This is a genomic window from Thiosulfatihalobacter marinus, assembly GCF_016019955.1.
Lineage (GTDB): Bacteria > Pseudomonadota > Alphaproteobacteria > Rhodobacterales > Rhodobacteraceae > Shimia > Shimia marinus_A.
In genome coordinates this window covers 109,014-125,794 of the sequence record NZ_JAECRZ010000006.1, presented here as the reverse complement: position 1 = coordinate 125,794, position 16,781 = coordinate 109,014, and the positions used below count along the sequence as shown (strand labels likewise).

18 protein-coding genes are annotated in these 16,781 nt (G+C 63.0%); 6 read left to right on the top strand and 12 right to left on the bottom strand.

Annotated features, from left to right (window positions below):
* Positions 1–51: 51 nt before the first annotated feature.
* The gene (gene pip, locus I3253_RS11000; protein WP_197917710.1) at positions 52–1,023 is read right to left on the bottom strand and encodes a prolyl aminopeptidase; all 972 of its coding nucleotides are present in this window, start codon (positions 1,021–1,023) and stop codon (positions 52–54) included.
* Positions 1,024–1,073: 50 nt separating this feature from the next.
* Here pip and ubiG point away from each other — a divergent pair, with 50 nt between their 5' ends.
* Positions 1,074–1,820 carry a bifunctional 2-polyprenyl-6-hydroxyphenol methylase/3-demethylubiquinol 3-O-methyltransferase UbiG gene (gene ubiG, locus I3253_RS10995; RefSeq protein WP_197917709.1) on the top strand — a complete coding sequence of 249 codons (747 nt, stop codon included), beginning with the start codon at positions 1,074–1,076 and terminating at the stop codon, positions 1,818–1,820.
* A 4-nt stretch (positions 1,821–1,824) separates the two neighbouring features.
* Here ubiG and I3253_RS10990 read toward each other — a convergent pair whose 3' ends face one another.
* From I3253_RS10990 to I3253_RS10975, 4 genes are read right to left on the bottom strand one after another with little or no spacing between them, the layout of a single operon-like run.
* The gene (locus I3253_RS10990) at positions 1,825–2,265 is read right to left on the bottom strand and encodes a MarR family winged helix-turn-helix transcriptional regulator (protein WP_197917708.1); all 441 of its coding nucleotides are present in this window, start codon (positions 2,263–2,265) and stop codon (positions 1,825–1,827) included.
* Entirely contained in the window at positions 2,262–3,095 is an 834-nt protein-coding gene (locus tag I3253_RS10985) for a carbon-nitrogen hydrolase family protein (RefSeq protein WP_197917840.1), read from the bottom strand. The genes I3253_RS10990 and I3253_RS10985 overlap by 4 nt, the downstream gene beginning before the upstream one ends.
* A 5-nt stretch (positions 3,096–3,100) precedes the next feature.
* A complete protein-coding gene (gene grxC / locus I3253_RS10980) occupies positions 3,101–3,358 on the bottom strand; it encodes a glutaredoxin 3 (RefSeq protein ID WP_197917707.1) in 258 nt (85 codons plus the stop codon).
* A gap of 36 nt (positions 3,359–3,394) precedes the next feature.
* Positions 3,395–4,123 (bottom strand): double zinc ribbon domain-containing protein, encoded by a 729-nt coding sequence (locus tag I3253_RS10975; protein WP_197917706.1) that lies wholly within the window; start codon positions 4,121–4,123, stop codon positions 3,395–3,397.
* Between the two features lie 18 nt (positions 4,124–4,141).
* Here I3253_RS10975 and I3253_RS10970 point away from each other — a divergent pair, with 18 nt between their 5' ends.
* Both I3253_RS10970 and hemH read left to right on the top strand, forming a co-directional pair.
* Complete coding sequence (locus I3253_RS10970; RefSeq protein ID WP_197917705.1) at positions 4,142–4,963, top strand: methyltransferase domain-containing protein; 822 nt, start codon at positions 4,142–4,144, stop codon at positions 4,961–4,963.
* 39 nt (positions 4,964–5,002) lie between these two features.
* The gene (gene hemH, locus I3253_RS10965) at positions 5,003–6,055 is read left to right on the top strand and encodes a ferrochelatase (RefSeq protein ID WP_197917704.1); all 1,053 of its coding nucleotides are present in this window, start codon (positions 5,003–5,005) and stop codon (positions 6,053–6,055) included.
* Positions 6,056–6,138: 83 nt separating this feature from the next.
* On the opposite strand, the gene I3253_RS10960 is transcribed toward hemH, so the two are convergent.
* Complete coding sequence (locus I3253_RS10960) at positions 6,139–6,318, bottom strand: hypothetical protein (protein WP_197917703.1); 180 nt, start codon at positions 6,316–6,318, stop codon at positions 6,139–6,141.
* 145 nt (positions 6,319–6,463) lie between these two features.
* Complete coding sequence (locus tag I3253_RS10955; RefSeq protein WP_197917702.1) at positions 6,464–7,060, bottom strand: L,D-transpeptidase; 597 nt, start codon at positions 7,058–7,060, stop codon at positions 6,464–6,466.
* Positions 7,061–7,227: 167 nt separating this feature from the next.
* Here I3253_RS10955 and dalA point away from each other — a divergent pair, with 167 nt between their 5' ends.
* The gene (gene dalA, locus I3253_RS10950) at positions 7,228–7,746 is read left to right on the top strand and encodes a divisome-associated lipoprotein DalA (protein ID WP_408647813.1); all 519 of its coding nucleotides are present in this window, start codon (positions 7,228–7,230) and stop codon (positions 7,744–7,746) included.
* Here the strand turns inward: dalA and I3253_RS10945 are convergent.
* The 4 genes from I3253_RS10945 to I3253_RS10930 all read right to left on the bottom strand — a co-directional run bounded on the left by I3253_RS10945 (position 7,737) and on the right by I3253_RS10930 (position 12,579).
* Positions 7,737–8,228, bottom strand: coding sequence for a L,D-transpeptidase family protein (locus I3253_RS10945; RefSeq protein WP_197917700.1), 492 nt, complete (start codon positions 8,226–8,228; stop codon positions 7,737–7,739). The genes dalA and I3253_RS10945 overlap by 10 nt on opposite strands.
* Before the next feature lie 93 nt (positions 8,229–8,321).
* Entirely contained in the window at positions 8,322–9,536 is a 1,215-nt protein-coding gene (locus tag I3253_RS10940) for a class I SAM-dependent RNA methyltransferase (RefSeq protein ID WP_197917699.1), read from the bottom strand.
* Positions 9,537–9,575: 39 nt separating this feature from the next.
* Positions 9,576–11,417, bottom strand: a complete 1,842-nt coding sequence (locus I3253_RS10935) for an ABC transporter ATP-binding protein (RefSeq protein WP_197917698.1) — start codon at positions 11,415–11,417, stop codon at positions 9,576–9,578.
* Positions 11,418–11,808: 391 nt separating this feature from the next.
* The gene (locus I3253_RS10930; RefSeq protein ID WP_197917697.1) at positions 11,809–12,579 is read right to left on the bottom strand and encodes a class I SAM-dependent methyltransferase; all 771 of its coding nucleotides are present in this window, start codon (positions 12,577–12,579) and stop codon (positions 11,809–11,811) included.
* 101 nt (positions 12,580–12,680) lie between these two features.
* On the opposite strand from I3253_RS10930, the gene I3253_RS10925 reads away from it, so the two are divergent.
* The gene (locus tag I3253_RS10925; protein WP_197917696.1) at positions 12,681–13,676 is read left to right on the top strand and encodes a 4Fe-4S dicluster domain-containing protein; all 996 of its coding nucleotides are present in this window, start codon (positions 12,681–12,683) and stop codon (positions 13,674–13,676) included.
* A 116-nt stretch (positions 13,677–13,792) separates the two neighbouring features.
* On the opposite strand, the gene dapA is transcribed toward I3253_RS10925, so the two are convergent.
* Entirely contained in the window at positions 13,793–14,665 is an 873-nt protein-coding gene (dapA, locus tag I3253_RS10920) for a 4-hydroxy-tetrahydrodipicolinate synthase (RefSeq protein ID WP_197917695.1), read from the bottom strand.
* 160 nt (positions 14,666–14,825) lie between these two features.
* On the opposite strand from dapA, the gene I3253_RS10915 reads away from it, so the two are divergent.
* Positions 14,826–16,775 (top strand): lytic transglycosylase domain-containing protein, encoded by a 1,950-nt coding sequence (locus tag I3253_RS10915; RefSeq protein ID WP_197917694.1) that lies wholly within the window; start codon positions 14,826–14,828, stop codon positions 16,773–16,775.
* Positions 16,776–16,781: the final 6 nt, after the last annotated feature.

Here is a 16,781-nt window from a genome sequence, read left to right as displayed (position 1 = left end):
ATTCCGGACCCAATTCAGACGCGCTTGTCGCGCGCTTGTCCAGTCGTTTTCCTAGCGTCGCGCCAATTCGTCCATGATTCGGACCAGCTCGGCGCTTATCCCCGGCTCGCTTAGCGCGTGGCCCGCATTGCGGATGATGCGCAACGTCGCGCGCTCCCACCGTTCGGCCAGTTCAAAGGCCGAGCGCGGCGGGCAGATCATGTCATACCGGCCCTGCACGATATATCCGGGTATGTGCTGGATTCGGTCCATATTGGCCAGGATCTGCCCGTCCGTTTCCAGAAACCCCTTGTTGCGGAAATAGTGGTTTTCCAGCCGCGAAAAGGCATGGGCATAATCCGCGGGCGGCTCGCCGCCTGACCCGGTCGAGTACACTGATGCCAGCGCGTTTTCCCAACTGGCCCAGGATCGCGCGAATTTCACCTCGGTGGCGCGGTCGCCGCAAAACAGGCGGCGGTGATAGGCTTCGATCAGGTCGCCGCGTTCCTCTTCGGGGATCAGCCCGACAAAGCGTTTCCACGGCTCTGGCCAGAAATGGCCCGCCCCGCCGCCATAGAACCAGTCCAGTTCGCTTTGCCGCATCAGGAAGACGCCGCGCAGGATCAGGCAAACGGTTGATTCGGGGTGTGCCTGGGCGTACAGCAACGACAGCGTCGCGCCCCAGCTGCCACCGAACACGATCCATGTATCGATCCCAAGCGCCGCGCGAATGCGCTCCATGTCGGCCACCAGATGCCAGGTTGTATTGGCGGTGACACTGGCATGGGGGCGCGACCGGCCACAGCCGCGCTGGTCGAACAGGATGATTCGATAAACCTTGGGATCAAAGTAGCGCCGCATGGCCGGGCTACAGCCGCCGCCGGGGCCGCCATGCACGACAATCACCGGTAAACCATCCGGATTGCCGGATTGTTCGTAATAGACAATATGGCCATCGCCCACGTCCATCTGCCTCTGGTCAAAGGGCTCGACCGGAGGATAAAGGTAGTGCACTGCGCGCTTTTGGCCCGAGTTTCTGTCCATGTCCTTCCTATATTGGTTGGGACAGCCCAAATGACCACGGATGAGTGAAAATGCAAGCCTCTCAGACCACAGTTGATCCCGCCGAAGTTGCCAAGTTCGAAGCCATGGCTGCCGAATGGTGGGATCCAAAGGGCAAGTTCAAGCCGCTGCACATGCTGAATCCGTGCCGTCTTGATTACATTACGTCCCAGATTGCGGCCGAGTTCAATCGCGACCTTGGCCAACCCATGCCGTTCACCGGGCTGCGGCTGCTGGATATCGGTTGTGGCGGCGGCCTTCTGTCAGAGCCCATGGCGCGGCTTGGGGCCACCGTTGTTGGCGCGGATGCCGCTGAACGTAATATTCCGGTGGCACAGGTTCATGCCGAGCAATCCGGTCTGAACATCGATTATCGCCACACCACAGCCGAGGCGCTGGCGGAGGCGGGCGAACAGTTCGACATCGTGCTGAACATGGAGGTCGTCGAACATGTCGCCGATCCGCTGTCATATCTCACCGCCTGTCAGCAATTGCTGAAACCGGGCGGGTTACATCTTTGCTCGACAATCAACCGCAACCCCAAAAGCTTTGCCGTCGCCATTGTCGGTGCCGAGTTCGTGATGCGCTGGCTGCCAAGGGGCACGCATGAATGGCACAAGTTCATCACGCCGGACGAGCTGTTTGCCTTGCTCGAACAATCCGGGGTCACGCCGGTGGATCGCAAGGGGTTTGTGTTCAATCCGGTCAGCTGGAGCTGGTCGATCTCGCCCCGCGACCTCAGCGTGAACTACGTGACAAGCAGCCTGAAACCGGCCTGACGGCTCAGCTGTCCTCGTCCAGCCGCAGCCGCAATTCGCGCAGAATCGGAAGCGCCGCCCGCACCCGCTCTTCGCCCAGCCGGTCAACGATTTCCCCGATCATCGGCGCGATACCGGCCAGCGCCGCGTCCCGTGCGCGCCGTCCTGCCGGGCTGATCGCCACCATCTTGCGCCGCGCGTCGTCCCAATCGGGGCGAATATGCACGTACCCGGCCAGCTCAAGTTTGCCCAGCGTGTTGGTCATCGCGCCTCGGGTGACGTGGAACGTCTTGGCAAGCTGCGCCGGGCTGCGTTCGCTATTGGCGCGGTCCAGATGGTTCAGAACAGAGAAATGCGAGAGTTCCATCCCCTTGGGCAGCGCCTTGGACAGGCGCGACCGGGCGAGTTGATCCGCCATCAGGATCTCGCCGAACAGGGTAATGGCCAGGCCGTTCTTGTCGCTCATCCAGGGGCCGTGAATTCCCGGTCATGCGTCAGTGCGGGAACCTTTCTGCGGGCCTTGTCCACCAAATCGAGGTCAAGATCAACATATGCAACCCCCGGCGCTGTTCCCGCGTCCAGCAACACTTCGCCCCACGGCGCGACGGCCAGAGAATGGCCGTGTGTGCGGCGTGATTGCCCGCGCGAGGCCTCATGCTGCCCGGTTTGCGCGGGGGCCAGGACGAAACATCCGGTTTCGATCGCCCGCGCGCGCAGCAAAACTTCCCAATGGGCCGCGCCGGTCACATGTGAAAACGCCGCCGGAACCGTCAGGATCCGCGCACCTGCCTTGGCCAGCGCGCGGTGCAGATGCGCAAAGCGCACGTCATAGCACACCGTCATCCCGACCTTGCCAAACGGCGTATCCGCGACAACCGCTTGCGTGCCGGGGCGGAACCCGTCGGATTCGCGATAGGTCTCTTCCGGCGTCACACCGACATCGAACATGTGAATCTTGTCATACCGGGCCACGATTGCCCCGGTGTCGTCGATCAGAAAGGATCGGTTGGCAAATCGTCCATCCGCATCGCCCGTCTTCAGCCCAAGGCTTCCGATCAACAGCCAGATGCCCAGTTCCGCGCACAGCGCGCGCAGGCCGGCCAGCGTCGGGTCGTCCGTCTCGAAATGCAGCACGGCGTTCTGGTGGCTGCGGCTGGTCGAAACGCAATTTGTCACTTCGGGCGTCAGCGCAAAACGGGCGCCGTTGGCTCGGGCGTCGCGCAACATGTCCGACACGGTACGCAAGTTGTCCGCCGGATCATCCGACGATGTCATCTGCAACAGGGCGGCGCGCACGGACATCAGCGTGCCAAAAGCGCGTCCAGCTTGCCGGCGCGCTCCAGTGCAAAAAGGTCGTCACAGCCGCCGACATGGGTCTCCCCGACAAAGATCTGCGGCACCGTGCGCCCGCCATTGGCGCGTTGAATCATCTCGGGCTTGCGGCTGGGGTTCTGGAACACATCGATCTCGGAAAACGCGATACCTTTCTGTGTCAGAAGCCGCTTGGCCGCATGGCAAAACCCGCAAAGCGGGCTGGTGTAGATTTCGACAGGCTGCATCCGTGTCTCCCCTGACTTTGCGCGGTTGTGAGGGATTTAGGCATCATTTGCAACGCGCGCCAGTGCCAGCACATGAACTTCGGCGGCCCGCGCCGCCCGGCAGGCGGCCGTGGCGGCGGAAAATGTGGCGCCGGTGGTCATGACATCATCAATCAACAAGACCGGGCGGCCCGCAATTCGGTGCAGGCGCCGGGGATGCGCGCGAATCGCCCCACAAAGCGATTCGTGGCGCTGGACCTGCCCCAGACCCTGAGTGCTGGCGGTATGGCGGTGACGTTGCAACAGATCGGGGCACCAGGGCAGGCCCAGTTCCTCGCTCAGCGCGCGCGCCAGCACGGCGGCCTGGTTGAAGCGCCGCGCGACCATGCGGCGCCAATGCAGCGGCACCGGGGCAATGATCATGGTGTCCACCAGGATCGGGCGGGCGGCGGCGGCCATCCACTTGGCAGCGGGCCGGGCGATATCATGCCGGTCGCCATGTTTCAGCGCCAGCACCAGCTTGCGCGCAACACCTTCATATATCACCGCTGCGCGGCCGCTTTGCCAGGCGCGGGGATGCGCGAGGCAATCGTCGCATAAATCCCTGTGCCCGTCCCCCGACCCAGGCAGGGGCGTGCCGCAGGCGTCGCACACCAGGCCACCGATGAACGGCGTGTCGACCCAGCATTTCCCGCACAGCCCGAAATCGCTGTCCACCATGTCGCCGCAATTTACGCAACGCGGTGGATAAACAACCTTCAACGCAGTTTGAATCTTGGAAATCATCGCACTATTGTCCGCGCCATGCAGAATGCCCCCCAGATCACCGACCAGGCCGCCTTGCACCGAAACCGCGCCCGCGCGAATCGGGAAACGGGCATGTTCCTGCACGACACGGCCATCGCGGATGTGCAGGATCGCCTGAGCATGGTTAACAAGGCGTTTACAGCGCCCGCCATCGTGACAGGTTTTGCCGATATCTGGGCGCGCTGCGTGCCAAATGCCCGCATTGTGCCGGATGACGAGGTGCTGGGCCTGACCCCCGGCGCGCATGATCTGGTGATTCACGCCATGTCGCTGCACTGGGCCAACGATCCGGTAGGGCAGATCATTCAGTGCCGACGCGCGCTGAAGCCCGACGGGCTTTTCCTGGCGGTTGCTTTTGGGGGCCGCACCCTGCACGAATTGCGCAGCGCATTGGGACAGGCCGAGGTCGAGATCACTGGCGGGCTTTCGCCGCGCGTTGCCCCCATGGCCGAGATCCGGGATATGGGTGGCCTGATGCAGCGCGCCGGGCTGGCCTTGCCGGTGGCCGATGCGATGCCTTTGACGGCTACCTATGAAACACCCTGGAATCTGATGCATGACCTGCGCGCCATGGGTGAAGGCAACGCCCTGACCGGGCGTGTCAAACACCCGACGCGCCGCGCGGTGATGATCCGCGCCGCCGAAATCTACGTAAGTGAATTCATGACCGACGGCAGAATACCCGCGACTTTTGAAATGATACATCTGACGGGCTGGGCGCCCGACAGCAGCCAGCCGCAACCTTTGCGCCCCGGATCTGCTGTCACGCGCCTGGCGGATGCGCTGGGCGCGTCGGAAATCAAGCTGCCCAAGGATTAATTGCCACTCGCGACAGCGACAATGGATCAACAGGACCACATGACATCAGCCACCCGCCCCCCTCACGCACCCGCAGATCACCCGAACGTGGCCCGCGGAAAAACAGGCATCCTGATCGCCAACCTTGGCACCCCGGATGACCATAGCTACTGGCCCATGCGCCGGTATCTGAACGAATTCCTGTCGGACAAACGGGTTATCGATTACCCTTGGTGGAAATGGCAGCCCATTCTACAACTGATCATCCTGACAAAACGCCCGTTTTCAAGCGGCAAGGCCTATGAATCGATCTGGGACAAGCAGCGGAATGAAAGCCCGCTGATGACCATCACGCGAAATCAGACCCGGAAAATCGAAGCGGAAATGAAAGACCGTTTTGGCGATCAGGTCATGGTGGATTTCTGTATGCGCTATGGTAATCCGGCGACCCGCGCCAAGCTGCGCGAAATGGTGGCCGCGGGGTGCGAGCGCGTCCTGTTTTTCCCGCTTTACCCACAATATGCGGGCGCGACGACAGCAACCGCGAATGATCAGTTCTTTCGCGCCCTGATGGACGAAAAATGGCAGCCCGCCGCCCGCACAGTCCCCGCCTATTTCGAGCATCCGGCGTATATCGAGGCGCTGGCGGCATCGATCGAGCGTGCCTATGCCGGCGCGCAAAAGCGGCCCGAACTGTTGGTCGTATCCTATCACGGGATGCCCAAGCGCTACCTGATGGAAGGTGATCCATATCACTGCCAATGCCAGAAAACCACGCGCCTGCTGCAAGAGCGTCTGGGTTGGAAAAGCACCGAACTGACAACAACGTTCCAGTCGCAATTCGGTCCCGAAGACTGGCTGCGCCCCTACACTGTTGAAGAAGTCGCGCGGCTTGCCAGAGAAGAGGGCAAGAAAAGCATCGCCGTCGTGGCACCTGCTTTTTCATCGGACTGCATTGAAACGCTGGAAGAGATCAACGAAGAGATAAGGGAAAGTTTTGAGCACGCCGGCGGCGAACACTTCACCTATATTCCATGCCTGAACGACGACGACGCACATATTGCGGCGCTTTCAGAGATCATCGCGGAAAACCTGGGGGGCTGGGTTGTCTGAGGCGCCTGTTCACAGGCCCTGAAAAGTGAAAAAGGCGGAACGCAATGTTCCGCCTTTCTCTTTTAGCATGAGCCGATCGTAAATTACGATGCAGCTGCAGCCACAACAACGGCCAGCAGGATCAGCGGGACCCAGATGGCGGCGTTCGAGCTGGAAGCGGCTTCTTCAATGACCGGGGGTTCAATAACCGGATCAGCGACCGAACCGGCGAACGCGGTCGAAGCAGCAGCAGTCAGCGCGGCAGCGAGAACGAGTTTCTTCATAGTATCCTCCAGATTTCGCCCGGCGTCACAAAAGAGGACGACGCCAAGCACCCAAGACTTACCTCGTAGTCATGTCTAAACAGCAAAAAAACCGTATTTGCAAACCCAACTTTAGGGAAATCGGAGTCTTGCTGTCCAGATGTCGTCATATTAGCAACACCTGCGTGCCCACCTTGGTCAGTTCGAACAATTGCGAGATATGTTCGTTATAAAGACCGATGCAACCATTTGAGGAACGGCGGCCGATCTTGCGTGTGTCCTGGGTTCCGTGGATGCGGTAATACGTCCAGCTCAGGTAAAGCGCATGTGTGCCCAGCGGGTTGTCCGGCCCCGGCCCTACGTAATCGGGCCATTCCGGGTTGCGCTTTTTCATTGCCGGGGTCGGGCGCCAACTGGGGCCTTCCACCTTGCGCACAATCGAGGTCCGTCCTCGCCGGGTCAGGTCTTCGGTCAGCGGAACCGAGGACGGGTACAGCTTGTAAACCGACCCGTCTTCGGACCAGTAATGCACTGCGCGGGATGTGATGTCGGCAAGAACCGCGCCGTTTCTGAGATTGGAGAAATAAGGGCGCCAATCCATCGCCCGAAAGCTGGAAATATTGCGAACGACTGCTTCGTTCAGGTCGCTCTCAATCTCGGTTGTCGAGGATTCCGTCTGCGCCAGAGCCGGGGCGCCCAAAAACGCGGCACCCGAGGCCAGGAACGCGCGCCGGCCAAGGCCTGGCGTCTGTCCATTCGTCATGACGAACCTCCTGCAAAGCGGATTTTTCTGAGGAGTCGATGATATTGCGGGAAAGCCGCAGTCGCAAATCAATCCGGGGACAGGTGGCAAGGTTGCGTTGAAGTGGGTTTTCAAGGCAACGCCGCAAGGGTAGACCAATCGGACAGCGAATTCGGACACGCGGGGGCATCATGCGTTCTATTGCCATACTTCTGGTCGCCATGCTTGGCTTGGCGGCTTGCGGGACGACAGGCACCAGCGGGGGCAAGCAATACCGGATTTCTTCGGGGGCAACGTCGAAGATCCAGTATCGCGTTCTGGATTCGATAAATATCCTGCGGCAGGCATCTGGCGCCGGGCCGGTTGAATTGAACGCGCCGCTGAACGCCGCCGCCGCGACGCATTCGCGCGACATGTCGCTTCAGAACCGTCCCTGGCATTTCGGGTCGGATGGGTCCAGCCCGCTGGATCGGGTGCAGCGTGTCGGGTATCAGGGCAATCTGGTCGGCGAGAATATCTCGGAGACCTACGAAACCGAGATGGAAACGCTGGCCGCATGGATGGAGCAGGACGACACGCGGGCCGTGATCCTGGATCCGGCTGCGAATGATCTGGGATTTGCCTGGTTCCAGGAAAAGAGCGGCAAGATCTGGTGGACGCTGGTGATGGGGCGGAGCGGAATGCCGCAGGCCCCCGGTCAGGGATAAATGGAAATCGGTGTGCCGTTGCGCACCATGGCATAGATGTCGCGTATCTCACTGTTGCTTACCGAGATGCAGCCCGCGGTCCAGTCGTTTTTGCCGTTCTGGTATTTCAGGGGCCGTCCGTGAATGAAAATGTCGCCACCCGGTGACTCGCCGATAGAACGGGCATAGGCGCGATCGGCCTCGTTTGGATAGGAGATTCCAACGGACAGGTAGAATTCGCTGTTCGGGTTGCGGCGGTCAACGGTGTATTCACCTTCCGGCGTACGCCCGTCACCTTCCACCTGTTTATGACCCACTGGCGCGAATCCCAGCCCGACATCATATGTCTTGAGCGGTGTGTCCTGATTCATCAGGTACAGTTTGCGTTCGCCCTTGTAGATCACGACCCGTGTTACCTCGGGACCATCATAGGTCTTGAACTTGGTACAGCCGGCCAGGCCTGTCGCCACGACCGCAACCAGAAAAATTGTTAACCAACGCATCGACAGGGCCCCTTGTCCGTGTTCCGGCTCTTTTCCACTCCGTTGTACAGCAATCACGCAAAATTCAATAGAGAAGAATGCCGCCGTCGGGCGCTATGGCCTTGTAAATCGGGCGGCCAGCTCGATGTGACTTGACCAGCGGAACTGATCCACAACCTGTACCCAGTCCAGGGCATATCCCGCCTTGACCAGCGTCGCGGCATCGCGGGCAAAAGTGACGGGATTACAGGACACAAAGGCGATTTCGGCAATGTCGGCCCTGGCCAGTTCCGCGACCTGCGCCTCGGCCCCGGCGCGGGGCGGGTCGATCACTGCGAAATCATAGCGCAGGTCGGCGGCGATGATCGGATTGCGAAACAGGTCGCGCGCCTCGGTTGTGACCCGCTTCAGCCCCTCGGCCTGGCGCCAGCCGGTATCCAGCGCGCTCAGCATGGCGGCGTCGCTTTCCACGCCGTGCATCTGCGCGCGTTGGGCCAATGGCAGCGTGAAGGTGCCGCATCCGGCGAACAGATCAATGCCCGTCCCGTCCCGGGTCACGGCGTCCTGCACGGCTGCCAGCAGGCTGGCCTGGCCATGCGGTGTGGCCTGAAGGAAAGCGCCAGGCGGGGGCACAACACGGGCCATGCCGAAACGTTGATAGGGGGGGCTGCGTGTCGCGACCACATCGCCGTCCCATGCCAGCCGGGCCAGGCCGTGCCGCTCGGCCTCCTGCGCGAGCTGTGACAGCAGCGGGCCGTCCAGAGGCTTGCCGCCGGTCACGGCAATGTCCAGCCCGGCCCCGGACAGGGTGGCGGTGACGCTCAGCTCCGCTTTGCGGGACGCGCCAGACTGGGCCAGCGCCTCGGCGACGTTCAGAGCGGGCAACAGGGCGGGGTCAAGCAGCTGACATTCGGGAATTTCAGTGATCACGCCCGAGGCGCGGCCATGAAACCCGGCGGTGGCGCCCTTTTTGGTGCGGCGGGCCGAAAGCACTGCGCGGCGGCGCGAGCGTGGCGGCGAGGTGATGATCGGGCGCAGCTCCGCCTCAAGCCCATGTGCCGAAAGCGCCTGTTTTACAACAGTTTGCTTCCAACCGGCAACAAACGCGTCAGAGGCGTGTTGCAGCTGGCAGCCGCCACAGGCGCGGTAGTGGCGGCAGGGCGGCTTCACCCGGTCCGCGCAAGGGTGCAGCACTTTCATGTCGCGCAGCCGCGTGCCTTCTGGCGTGCCGGTTACAGTTTCGCCCGGCAGGGCCATAGGCACATAAACCGGCCCCGGCGCGATGCCGTCGCCCTGATGCCCCAAACGTTCGATCACAAACTCTGTCATGGGCGCACCTATATCGTCGGGACCGGGCCATGCAAACGGTTACTCGGCCGCTTCATCCGCATTCAGAAAGCCCCCCGACTGTCTTTGCCAGAACCCGGCATAAAGCCCGCCCCTGGCCAACAGGTCGGCATGGCTGCCCTGTTCCACGATATGCCCTTGATCCAGAACCAGAATTCTGTCCATCCGGGCAATCGTGGACAGGCGGTGGGCAATGGCAATCACGGTCTTGCCCCGCATCATGCCGTACAGGGTTTCCTGAATGGCGGACTCGACCTCGCTGTCAAGCGCGCTGGTGGCCTCGTCCAGCAACAGGATTGGCGCGTCCTTGAGGATCACGCGGGCCAGGGTGATGCGCTGTCGCTGACCGCCGGACAGCTGCACCCCGCGTTCACCTACATGGGCGTCATAGCCGGTCCGGCCCTGCGGATCCCGGAGACCGAGAATAAAGTCATGCGCCTCGGCCTTGCGGGCGGCGGCGATGACCTGAGCCTCGGTGGCGTCGGGCAGCCCATAAAGGATGTTGTCGCGCACAGAGCGGTGCAGCAGCGAACTGTCCTGCTGCACCATGCCGATCATGTCGCGCAGGCTGTCTTGTGTCACCTGCGCAATGTCCTGACCGTCAATCAGGATGCGGCCTTCCTCGGCGTCGTAGAACCGCAAGAGCAGCTTGACCAGAGTGGATTTCCCAGCGCCGGAACGGCCGACGAGCCCGATCTTTTCGCCGGGCCGGATGGTCAGGGAAATCTTGTCCAGCCCCCCGGCGCCGCGCCCATAGTGGTGAGACAGGGCCTGAATTTCCACTTTGCCTTCAGTCAGTTGCAGCGGCGGGGCGTCTGGGGCATCGACAAGATCGATCGGCTGGGCGATGGTCTCCATACCCTCGGCCACGACACCCAACTGGCGAAAGAACGAGGTCAGCGCCCACATGATCCAGCCCGTCATGGCGTTGAGCCGCAGGGTGAGCGCGGTGGCGGCGGCGACAACGCCGACGCTGGCCTGGCCCTGTGTCCAAAGCCACACGGCCCAGCCCACCACAGCCACGATAAGAAGGCCGTTCAACAGCACCAGCGAAACATCCATGATGGTGTAGATGCGCATTTCCACCTGAAAGGTCTTGCGGGAATGTTCGATGGCGTCCCGAGCGTGTTCCAGTTCACGCCTGTTATGGGCGAAAAGCTTGACCGAGTGGATGTTGGTATAGGCATCCACCACCCGGCCCGTGACCTGGGAGCGGGCGTCGGAGGCCGCCTTGGAAGCGGGGCCAACGCGGGCGATTGTCCAGCCGACAAGCACGGCGTAAAGCCCGATCCAGATCAGCAACGGGATCAACAGACGGGGGTCGGCATCCGTCAGCAGGATGGCCGCGCCGACAAGGTAGGCGATGGAAAAGGTGATGGCGTCGAACACCTGGAACACCGCCTCTCCGGCGGCGGGCGGGGTTTGCATGATGCGGTTGGCGATGCGGCCTGCGAAATCATTCTCGAACCATCCAACCGATTGACGTAAAACATGTTTATGTGCCCGCCAGCGGATCAGCGTGCCAAAATTCGGCAGGATCGCGTTGTTCAGCAGCAGCACGTCCAACGCCTGTAGGACCGGGCGCAGCAGGAGCACGAAAAGGGCAACCAGGATCAGTTCGGTGCCGTGGGTGTCCCAGAATGTGGCGGGGTCCCGGGACAGCAGATCGACGATCCGGCCCATATAACCGATCAGACCGATCTCGACCGTGGCAACCACCACGGACATCAGGGCGGCAAGGGCAAACACACGGCGAAACGGCTGCATATACTGGGCCATGAAGGGCCAGAGCCGGGTTGGGGGGCGGTCCGTTTCGGGATGGTCGCCATAGGGATCAACAAGGGTTTCGAAAAACTTGAACATGAAAAAGACCGGCGGGTAAGGGCACTCTGCATGGGCACACCTGTGATGTGCAATGGGCGGTGTCATGGGCCCTTAGATCAGCCGGATCCCGCGAAACATCCTGCACCCCTCCACATGTTCGTGCCGGGCCATGCTGACGCAGGGGGCGGGGGGTGTCAATGTCGCGCGGGTTACGCTTTGTCACCGCCTGGCGCGCGGCGCGGCGCGACTCACCTTGAAATCCCTTGGTTAACAGGCAAAAGCGCGATCGGCGTCACGTCGGTATCGCGTCGGTATCGCGTCGGCATGAACGCCCGGATTCGCGGGATGAAGGCACGGTGCGGTGGGGTCATGCAAAAGTAACCGCAATGCGCCAGCCCGCGCGCCGCGGGGTTCGGTGTGGTCACGGCCGTCACGCGGGCCTGGCCAGATGCCAGACCTGTTCGACAGGATAGTTTTTGGCCCAGTCGGCGGGGATCGCGGCGCGCGTGCCTTCGGCCTGATCGGATGCATAAAGCTCCTGATACCGGGTGACGTGGAACCCGATTTGCGAGAACAGGTCCATCCAGCCGGAAACCGTCAGGTTGAAGCACACGCCGGTCGGTTCGAAGGCGACCTTGCGCCAATCCGCGCCCCACATGCCGCGATAGGGGCGGTGCAGGGTACGATCGGCGGGCGCCCCGTCCAGCGGCGAGCAGATCAGCGACAGCGGGTGGTTGCCAAGAAACACGAGCCTGCCACCCGGGCGCAACAGCCGCCAGGCTTCGCGCAGCCACGTGTCGGGAGAGCACCAGATCGACGCGCCGTATTCCGAGATTGCAAAGTCAAAGGCGGCATTGGGCAGGCCGGTCTGTTCGGCGTTGCACTCGATAAAGGTAATGTCGGCGCGGTGCTTGGCCGCAAGGTGGCGGGCGGTGGCCAGTTGCCCGGCAGAGATGTCCACGCCAGTGACCCGCGCGCCGCGCCGGGCCATCCAGGCCGAGACATACCCCGTGCCACAGCCAAGTTCGATGGCGTTCAGGCCCGACATGTCGGCGGGCAGCATGTTCAGCTGTTCTTCGGGATTTCCCCAACAACCCCATTCCGGGGTGGCGAGAGCCCACCGCTCGCTTGCGAACGCGGTCCAGTTTTCGGCATCGGCATTCCAGATATCCCGGTTGATCGATACGTAGTCGGGGGTCATTGCCTGATCTCCTTTTGCCGGTCCTGACATAAGAATACCTCGTGGGCAGGCCGGTTCCGGCAGAGTAGCGAAGCGCGCGATTTCGCGCTAGGCTGAGCCCCATGCCAAGAGTATCCCCTTTGCGTCCCTTCACGCCCGATCCCGAACAGATGGCCCGCTGGCCCGATCTGTCGGGCAACGCGGTGAACGGATTGGGCGAGGACATATTGCGCCGCGCCCGCATGGTGTATTGGGCGCCCGATCCGGGCGACATCCCGCATGGGCCGCTCCAGATGTATTTCTATGCGCAATCCGCGCGCGACCCGCGTTTTGCCAAGGCCCGCGCCGCGCGCCAGGAGATACTGGACGCGCCATTGCCGCCGCTGGCGCAGACGCGCGTGCAACGTGCGCCCAAGGACTGGACGGCGGCGCTGGACGGGTTTGTCGGGGCCGGTATTTGCGAGCTGACCGGCGTGGCCGAAATGCGGCAGGACTGGGTGATCGAGGGGCACGAGATTGCGCAACGCCGGGTGATCATGTTGGGGGTGCAGCACGATTATGACGCGATCGCCACCGCGCCCGGGCCCAGCGCCGGGATGGAGGTGATGGCGCAGTACGGGCGCGCGGCGCTGGCGGCAAAGACGGTGGCGGGCTGGTTGCGGCAGGACGGCTGGGAGGCCGAGCCGGTGACGGGGCCGATGACCGGGGCGCTGTTGATGATTCCGCCGGCGCTGGAATGCGGGTTTGGCGAGTTGGGCAAGCACGGGTCGATCATCAACCCCGAGGTGGGCGCGTCTTTCCGCCTGTCGGCGGTGCTGACCGATGCGCCATTTGCGACGACGCCGCGTGTTGAGGCCGGGATCGACGGGTTTTGCGCCAATTGCCGGGTGTGCGAGGATGCCTGCCCGCCCGAGGCGCTTTCTCCCGAAAAGCGGAGGGTGCGGGGCGACACCAAGTGGTATGTGGATTTCGACAGGTGCCTGCCGTTTTTCAACCAGACCCATGGCTGTGCGATCTGCATCGCGGTCTGCCCCTGGTCGCGCCCCGGCGTGGGGCCGAACCTGGCCGCCAAGCTGGCGCGCCGGGCCGGGCGGATCGAAGACAAGGAAGGCCGATAGACCCGCAAAGGAAAAGCCCCGGTCCGCGACCGGGGCTTTGTTTTTGGGGTCGGGTTGATCTAGGGTCAGGACTCATTAATCCTGTGCCAGTGGTGCAGGATTAATGAGTCCTGACCCTAGAGCAGCGCGGCGTGGCGCATGGCGGCATCAATCCGGGCCTTGGTGTCGTCGGCCAGGCCGGTCAGGGGCAGGCGCACTTCGTCGCTGCAAAGCCCAAGGCGGGACATGGCGTATTTCACACCTACAAGGCCGGGTTCGACAAAAATCGCCTCGTGCAGGGGCATCAGCCGGTCCTGATAGTCCAGCGCCCTGGCATAGTCGCCGGCGAGGGTGGCGGCCTGGAACTCGGCGCAGAGTTTCGGCGCCACATTGGCCGTGACAGAGATGCAGCCGACGCCGCCATGGGCGTTGAAGCCCAGCGCGGTGGCGTCTTCGCCGGACAGCTGGATGAAATCAGGGCCACAGGCCGCGCGCTGCTGGCTGACGCGGGCCAGATCGCCGGTGGCGTCCTTGACGCCGACAATGCGGGGCAGTCGGGACAGTTCGCCCATGGTGGCCGGGGTCATGTCGATCACCGAGCGGCCGGGAATGTTGTAGATGATGATCGGCAAGGCGCAGCAATCATGCACGGCGGTAAAATGCGCGATCAGCCCGCGCTGGGTGGGCTTGTTGTAATAGGGCGTCACGACCAGCAGCGCATTCGCGCCGACCTTTTCGGCGTGCTGGGCCAGGCGGATCGCTTCGAGCGTGTTGTTGGACCCGGCCCCGGCGATCACCGGCACGCGCCCGGCGGTGGCGCGCACGACCTCTTCGACCACGGCCTCGTGTTCTGCATGGCTGAGCGTGGGGCTTTCGCCGGTGGTGCCGACCGGCACAAGGCCGTTGGTGCCTTCGCCGATATGCCATTCCACCAGTTTCTTGAGCGTTTCCAGATCCAGCTCGCCGTTCGTGAACGGCGTGACGAGTGCGGGGAAGGACCCTTTGAACATGGCACGCTCCTTTTTTGCGTCGCTGGGCGGAAAGCCCGGTGGAAAATCGCGCGGACACTAGCGGGAAGTCGCCGCCTTGCCAAGAATGTGAATTGAAGGCAGGCTGGCGCGCGATTTATTGTTCCGGCTCTATCCTTATTTGCATTGGAAATTGCAAGCCATGAAGCGACTTCTCCAGGCATTCGTTATGCTGATGTTGACCGGCCTGCCGCTTGTGGCGCAAGAGGCAGCGGCGTTGAAGGAGGCGATGGCGGCGTTGCGGTCCGGAGATTGGGACACGGCGGCAGTGGTCGCGGGCGGCGATCCGATTCTGCGCGACATCGTGGAATGGCAGCGATTGCGCGCCGGGCGCGGCAGCCCGGACGAGGTATTGGCCTTTCTTGACCGGCGCGGCGACTGGCCCGGCCTGGCCTATCTGCGCAAACAGTCCGAGGAGGCCTTTGAGGATGCGTCGCACCGTCAGCAGCTTTCGTTCTTTGTGTACGGCCCGCCTCAGACCGCCGTGGGCGCGCTGAGCCAGGCGGCGATGCTGATGGAAGAGGGCGAGCAGGGCACCGCCGAGGCGGGGCTTGTGCTGGCCTGGCGCACCATGCCGATGGATCGCGGTACGCAGACCCAATTCCTGGAACGTTACGGGGCGCTGTTAAAGCCGCATGACGTGGCGCGGCTGGATGCGATGTTGTGGGCGGGGCTGCGTGACAATGCCGAACGCATGTTCGGGCTGGTGCCCGAGGGCTGGGTCAGGCTTGCCAAGGCCCGTTTGGGTCTGCGCGAGATGGTGGACGGTGTGGATGCGCTGATCGCCGAGGTGCCGGGCGAATTGCAGGATGATCCGGGGCTGGCCTATGAGCGGTTTGTCTGGCGCCACCGCAAGGGCCGGGACGCGGACGCGGTTGCGTTGCTTCTGGAGCGCAGCCGCGCCGGCACGCTGGGCGAGCCGAATGAATGGGCGGCGCGGCGCCGGTCGCTGGCGCGCAGCGAGATGCGCGCGGGGAATTATCAGACGGCCTATGACATTGCCGCCACGCATGGGCTGGCGCCGGATTCGGGCTATGGGTTTTCCGATTCCGAGTGGATTGCCGGGTATATCGCGCTGCGCTTTCTGAATCAGCCGGAAAAGGCGGCGGTGCATTTCGTGCGGTTCGCGCAGACGGTGCAAACGCCGATTTCGCTTGGCCGCGCGGGCTATTGGATGGGGCGGGCCTATGAGGCGATGGGCAATCAGGATATCGCCCGGCAGGCCTATGCGGCCGCGGGTGTGCATCAGACCAGTTTTTACGGGCTTCTGGCGGCTGAAAAGGCCGGGATGGATTGGGACCGGTCGTTGGCGGGGGACGAGGTTTTTCCGGATTGGCGTCAGGCCGGCTGGACCGGGTCGAGCCTGCACCGGGCGGCGCGGGTGCTTCTGGATGCGGGCGAGTTGGAGCTGGCGCGGTTGTTCTGGGTGGATCTGAGCGAGCGGCAGGATCGCGTGGCGCTGGGCCAGATGGGCGCGATGGCGCAGGAACTGGGCGCGCCGCATGTCGCGGTGATGCTGGGCAAGAACATGGTGCGGCGCGGGATCACGCTGCCGGGGCCGTATTATGCGCTGCACCCGCTGCGCGGCATGGACCTGCCGGTGCCGCCCGAACTGGCGCTGGCGATCGCGCGGCGCGAGAGCGAATTCAACCCGGTGGTGGTCAGCGGCGCGGGGGCGCGGGGGTTGTTGCAGGTGATGCCGGGCACAGCGCGTCAGGTCGCGGCAGCCACCGGCGAGGAGTATTCGGAGGCGTGGCTGACCAGTGACCCGGATTACAATGCCCGCCTGGGCAGCGCCTATCTGGCGGGTCTGGCGGATCAGTTCGACGGCAATATCATCATGATCGCCGCCGGGTACAATGCCGGCCCGCGACGCCCGCTGCGCTGGATGGAGGAATTTGGCGACCCGCGCGGCGGATCGGCCGAGGATATGGTGGACTGGATCGAGATGATCCCGTTCAACGAGACCCGCAATTACGTGATGCGGGTGGCGGAAAGCCTGCCGGTGTATCGCGCGCGGCTGGGCAAGGCGCCGCATCCGGTGCCGTTCGGGCAGGAGATCGCAGGCGCCACGATCAGGCGGTTGCAGTAATCGCGC

Coding starts and splice junctions, on each gene's coding strand:
- I3253_RS10915 (WP_197917694.1), top strand. CDS start 14,826: ATGAAGCGACTTCTCCAGGCATTCGTTATGCTGATGTTGACCGGCCTG.
- I3253_RS10955 (WP_197917702.1), bottom strand. CDS start 7,060: ATGACGAATGGACAGACGCCAGGCCTTGGCCGGCGCGCGTTCCTGGCC.
- I3253_RS10960 (WP_197917703.1), bottom strand. CDS start 6,318: ATGAAGAAACTCGTTCTCGCTGCCGCGCTGACTGCTGCTGCTTCGACC.
- pip (WP_197917710.1), bottom strand. CDS start 1,023: ATGGACAGAAACTCGGGCCAAAAGCGCGCAGTGCACTACCTTTATCCT.
- hemH (WP_197917704.1), top strand. CDS start 5,003: ATGACATCAGCCACCCGCCCCCCTCACGCACCCGCAGATCACCCGAAC.
- I3253_RS10970 (WP_197917705.1), top strand. CDS start 4,142: ATGCAGAATGCCCCCCAGATCACCGACCAGGCCGCCTTGCACCGAAAC.
- I3253_RS10925 (WP_197917696.1), top strand. CDS start 12,681: ATGCCAAGAGTATCCCCTTTGCGTCCCTTCACGCCCGATCCCGAACAG.
- I3253_RS10930 (WP_197917697.1), bottom strand. CDS start 12,579: ATGACCCCCGACTACGTATCGATCAACCGGGATATCTGGAATGCCGAT.
- I3253_RS10935 (WP_197917698.1), bottom strand. CDS start 11,417: ATGTTCAAGTTTTTCGAAACCCTTGTTGATCCCTATGGCGACCATCCC.
- dapA (WP_197917695.1), bottom strand. CDS start 14,665: ATGTTCAAAGGGTCCTTCCCCGCACTCGTCACGCCGTTCACGAACGGC.
- ubiG (WP_197917709.1), top strand. CDS start 1,074: ATGCAAGCCTCTCAGACCACAGTTGATCCCGCCGAAGTTGCCAAGTTC.
- grxC (WP_197917707.1), bottom strand. CDS start 3,358: ATGCAGCCTGTCGAAATCTACACCAGCCCGCTTTGCGGGTTTTGCCAT.
- I3253_RS10945 (WP_197917700.1), bottom strand. CDS start 8,228: ATGCGTTGGTTAACAATTTTTCTGGTTGCGGTCGTGGCGACAGGCCTG.
- I3253_RS10990 (WP_197917708.1), bottom strand. CDS start 2,265: ATGAGCGACAAGAACGGCCTGGCCATTACCCTGTTCGGCGAGATCCTG.
- I3253_RS10940 (WP_197917699.1), bottom strand. CDS start 9,536: ATGACAGAGTTTGTGATCGAACGTTTGGGGCATCAGGGCGACGGCATC.
- I3253_RS10975 (WP_197917706.1), bottom strand. CDS start 4,123: ATGATTTCCAAGATTCAAACTGCGTTGAAGGTTGTTTATCCACCGCGT.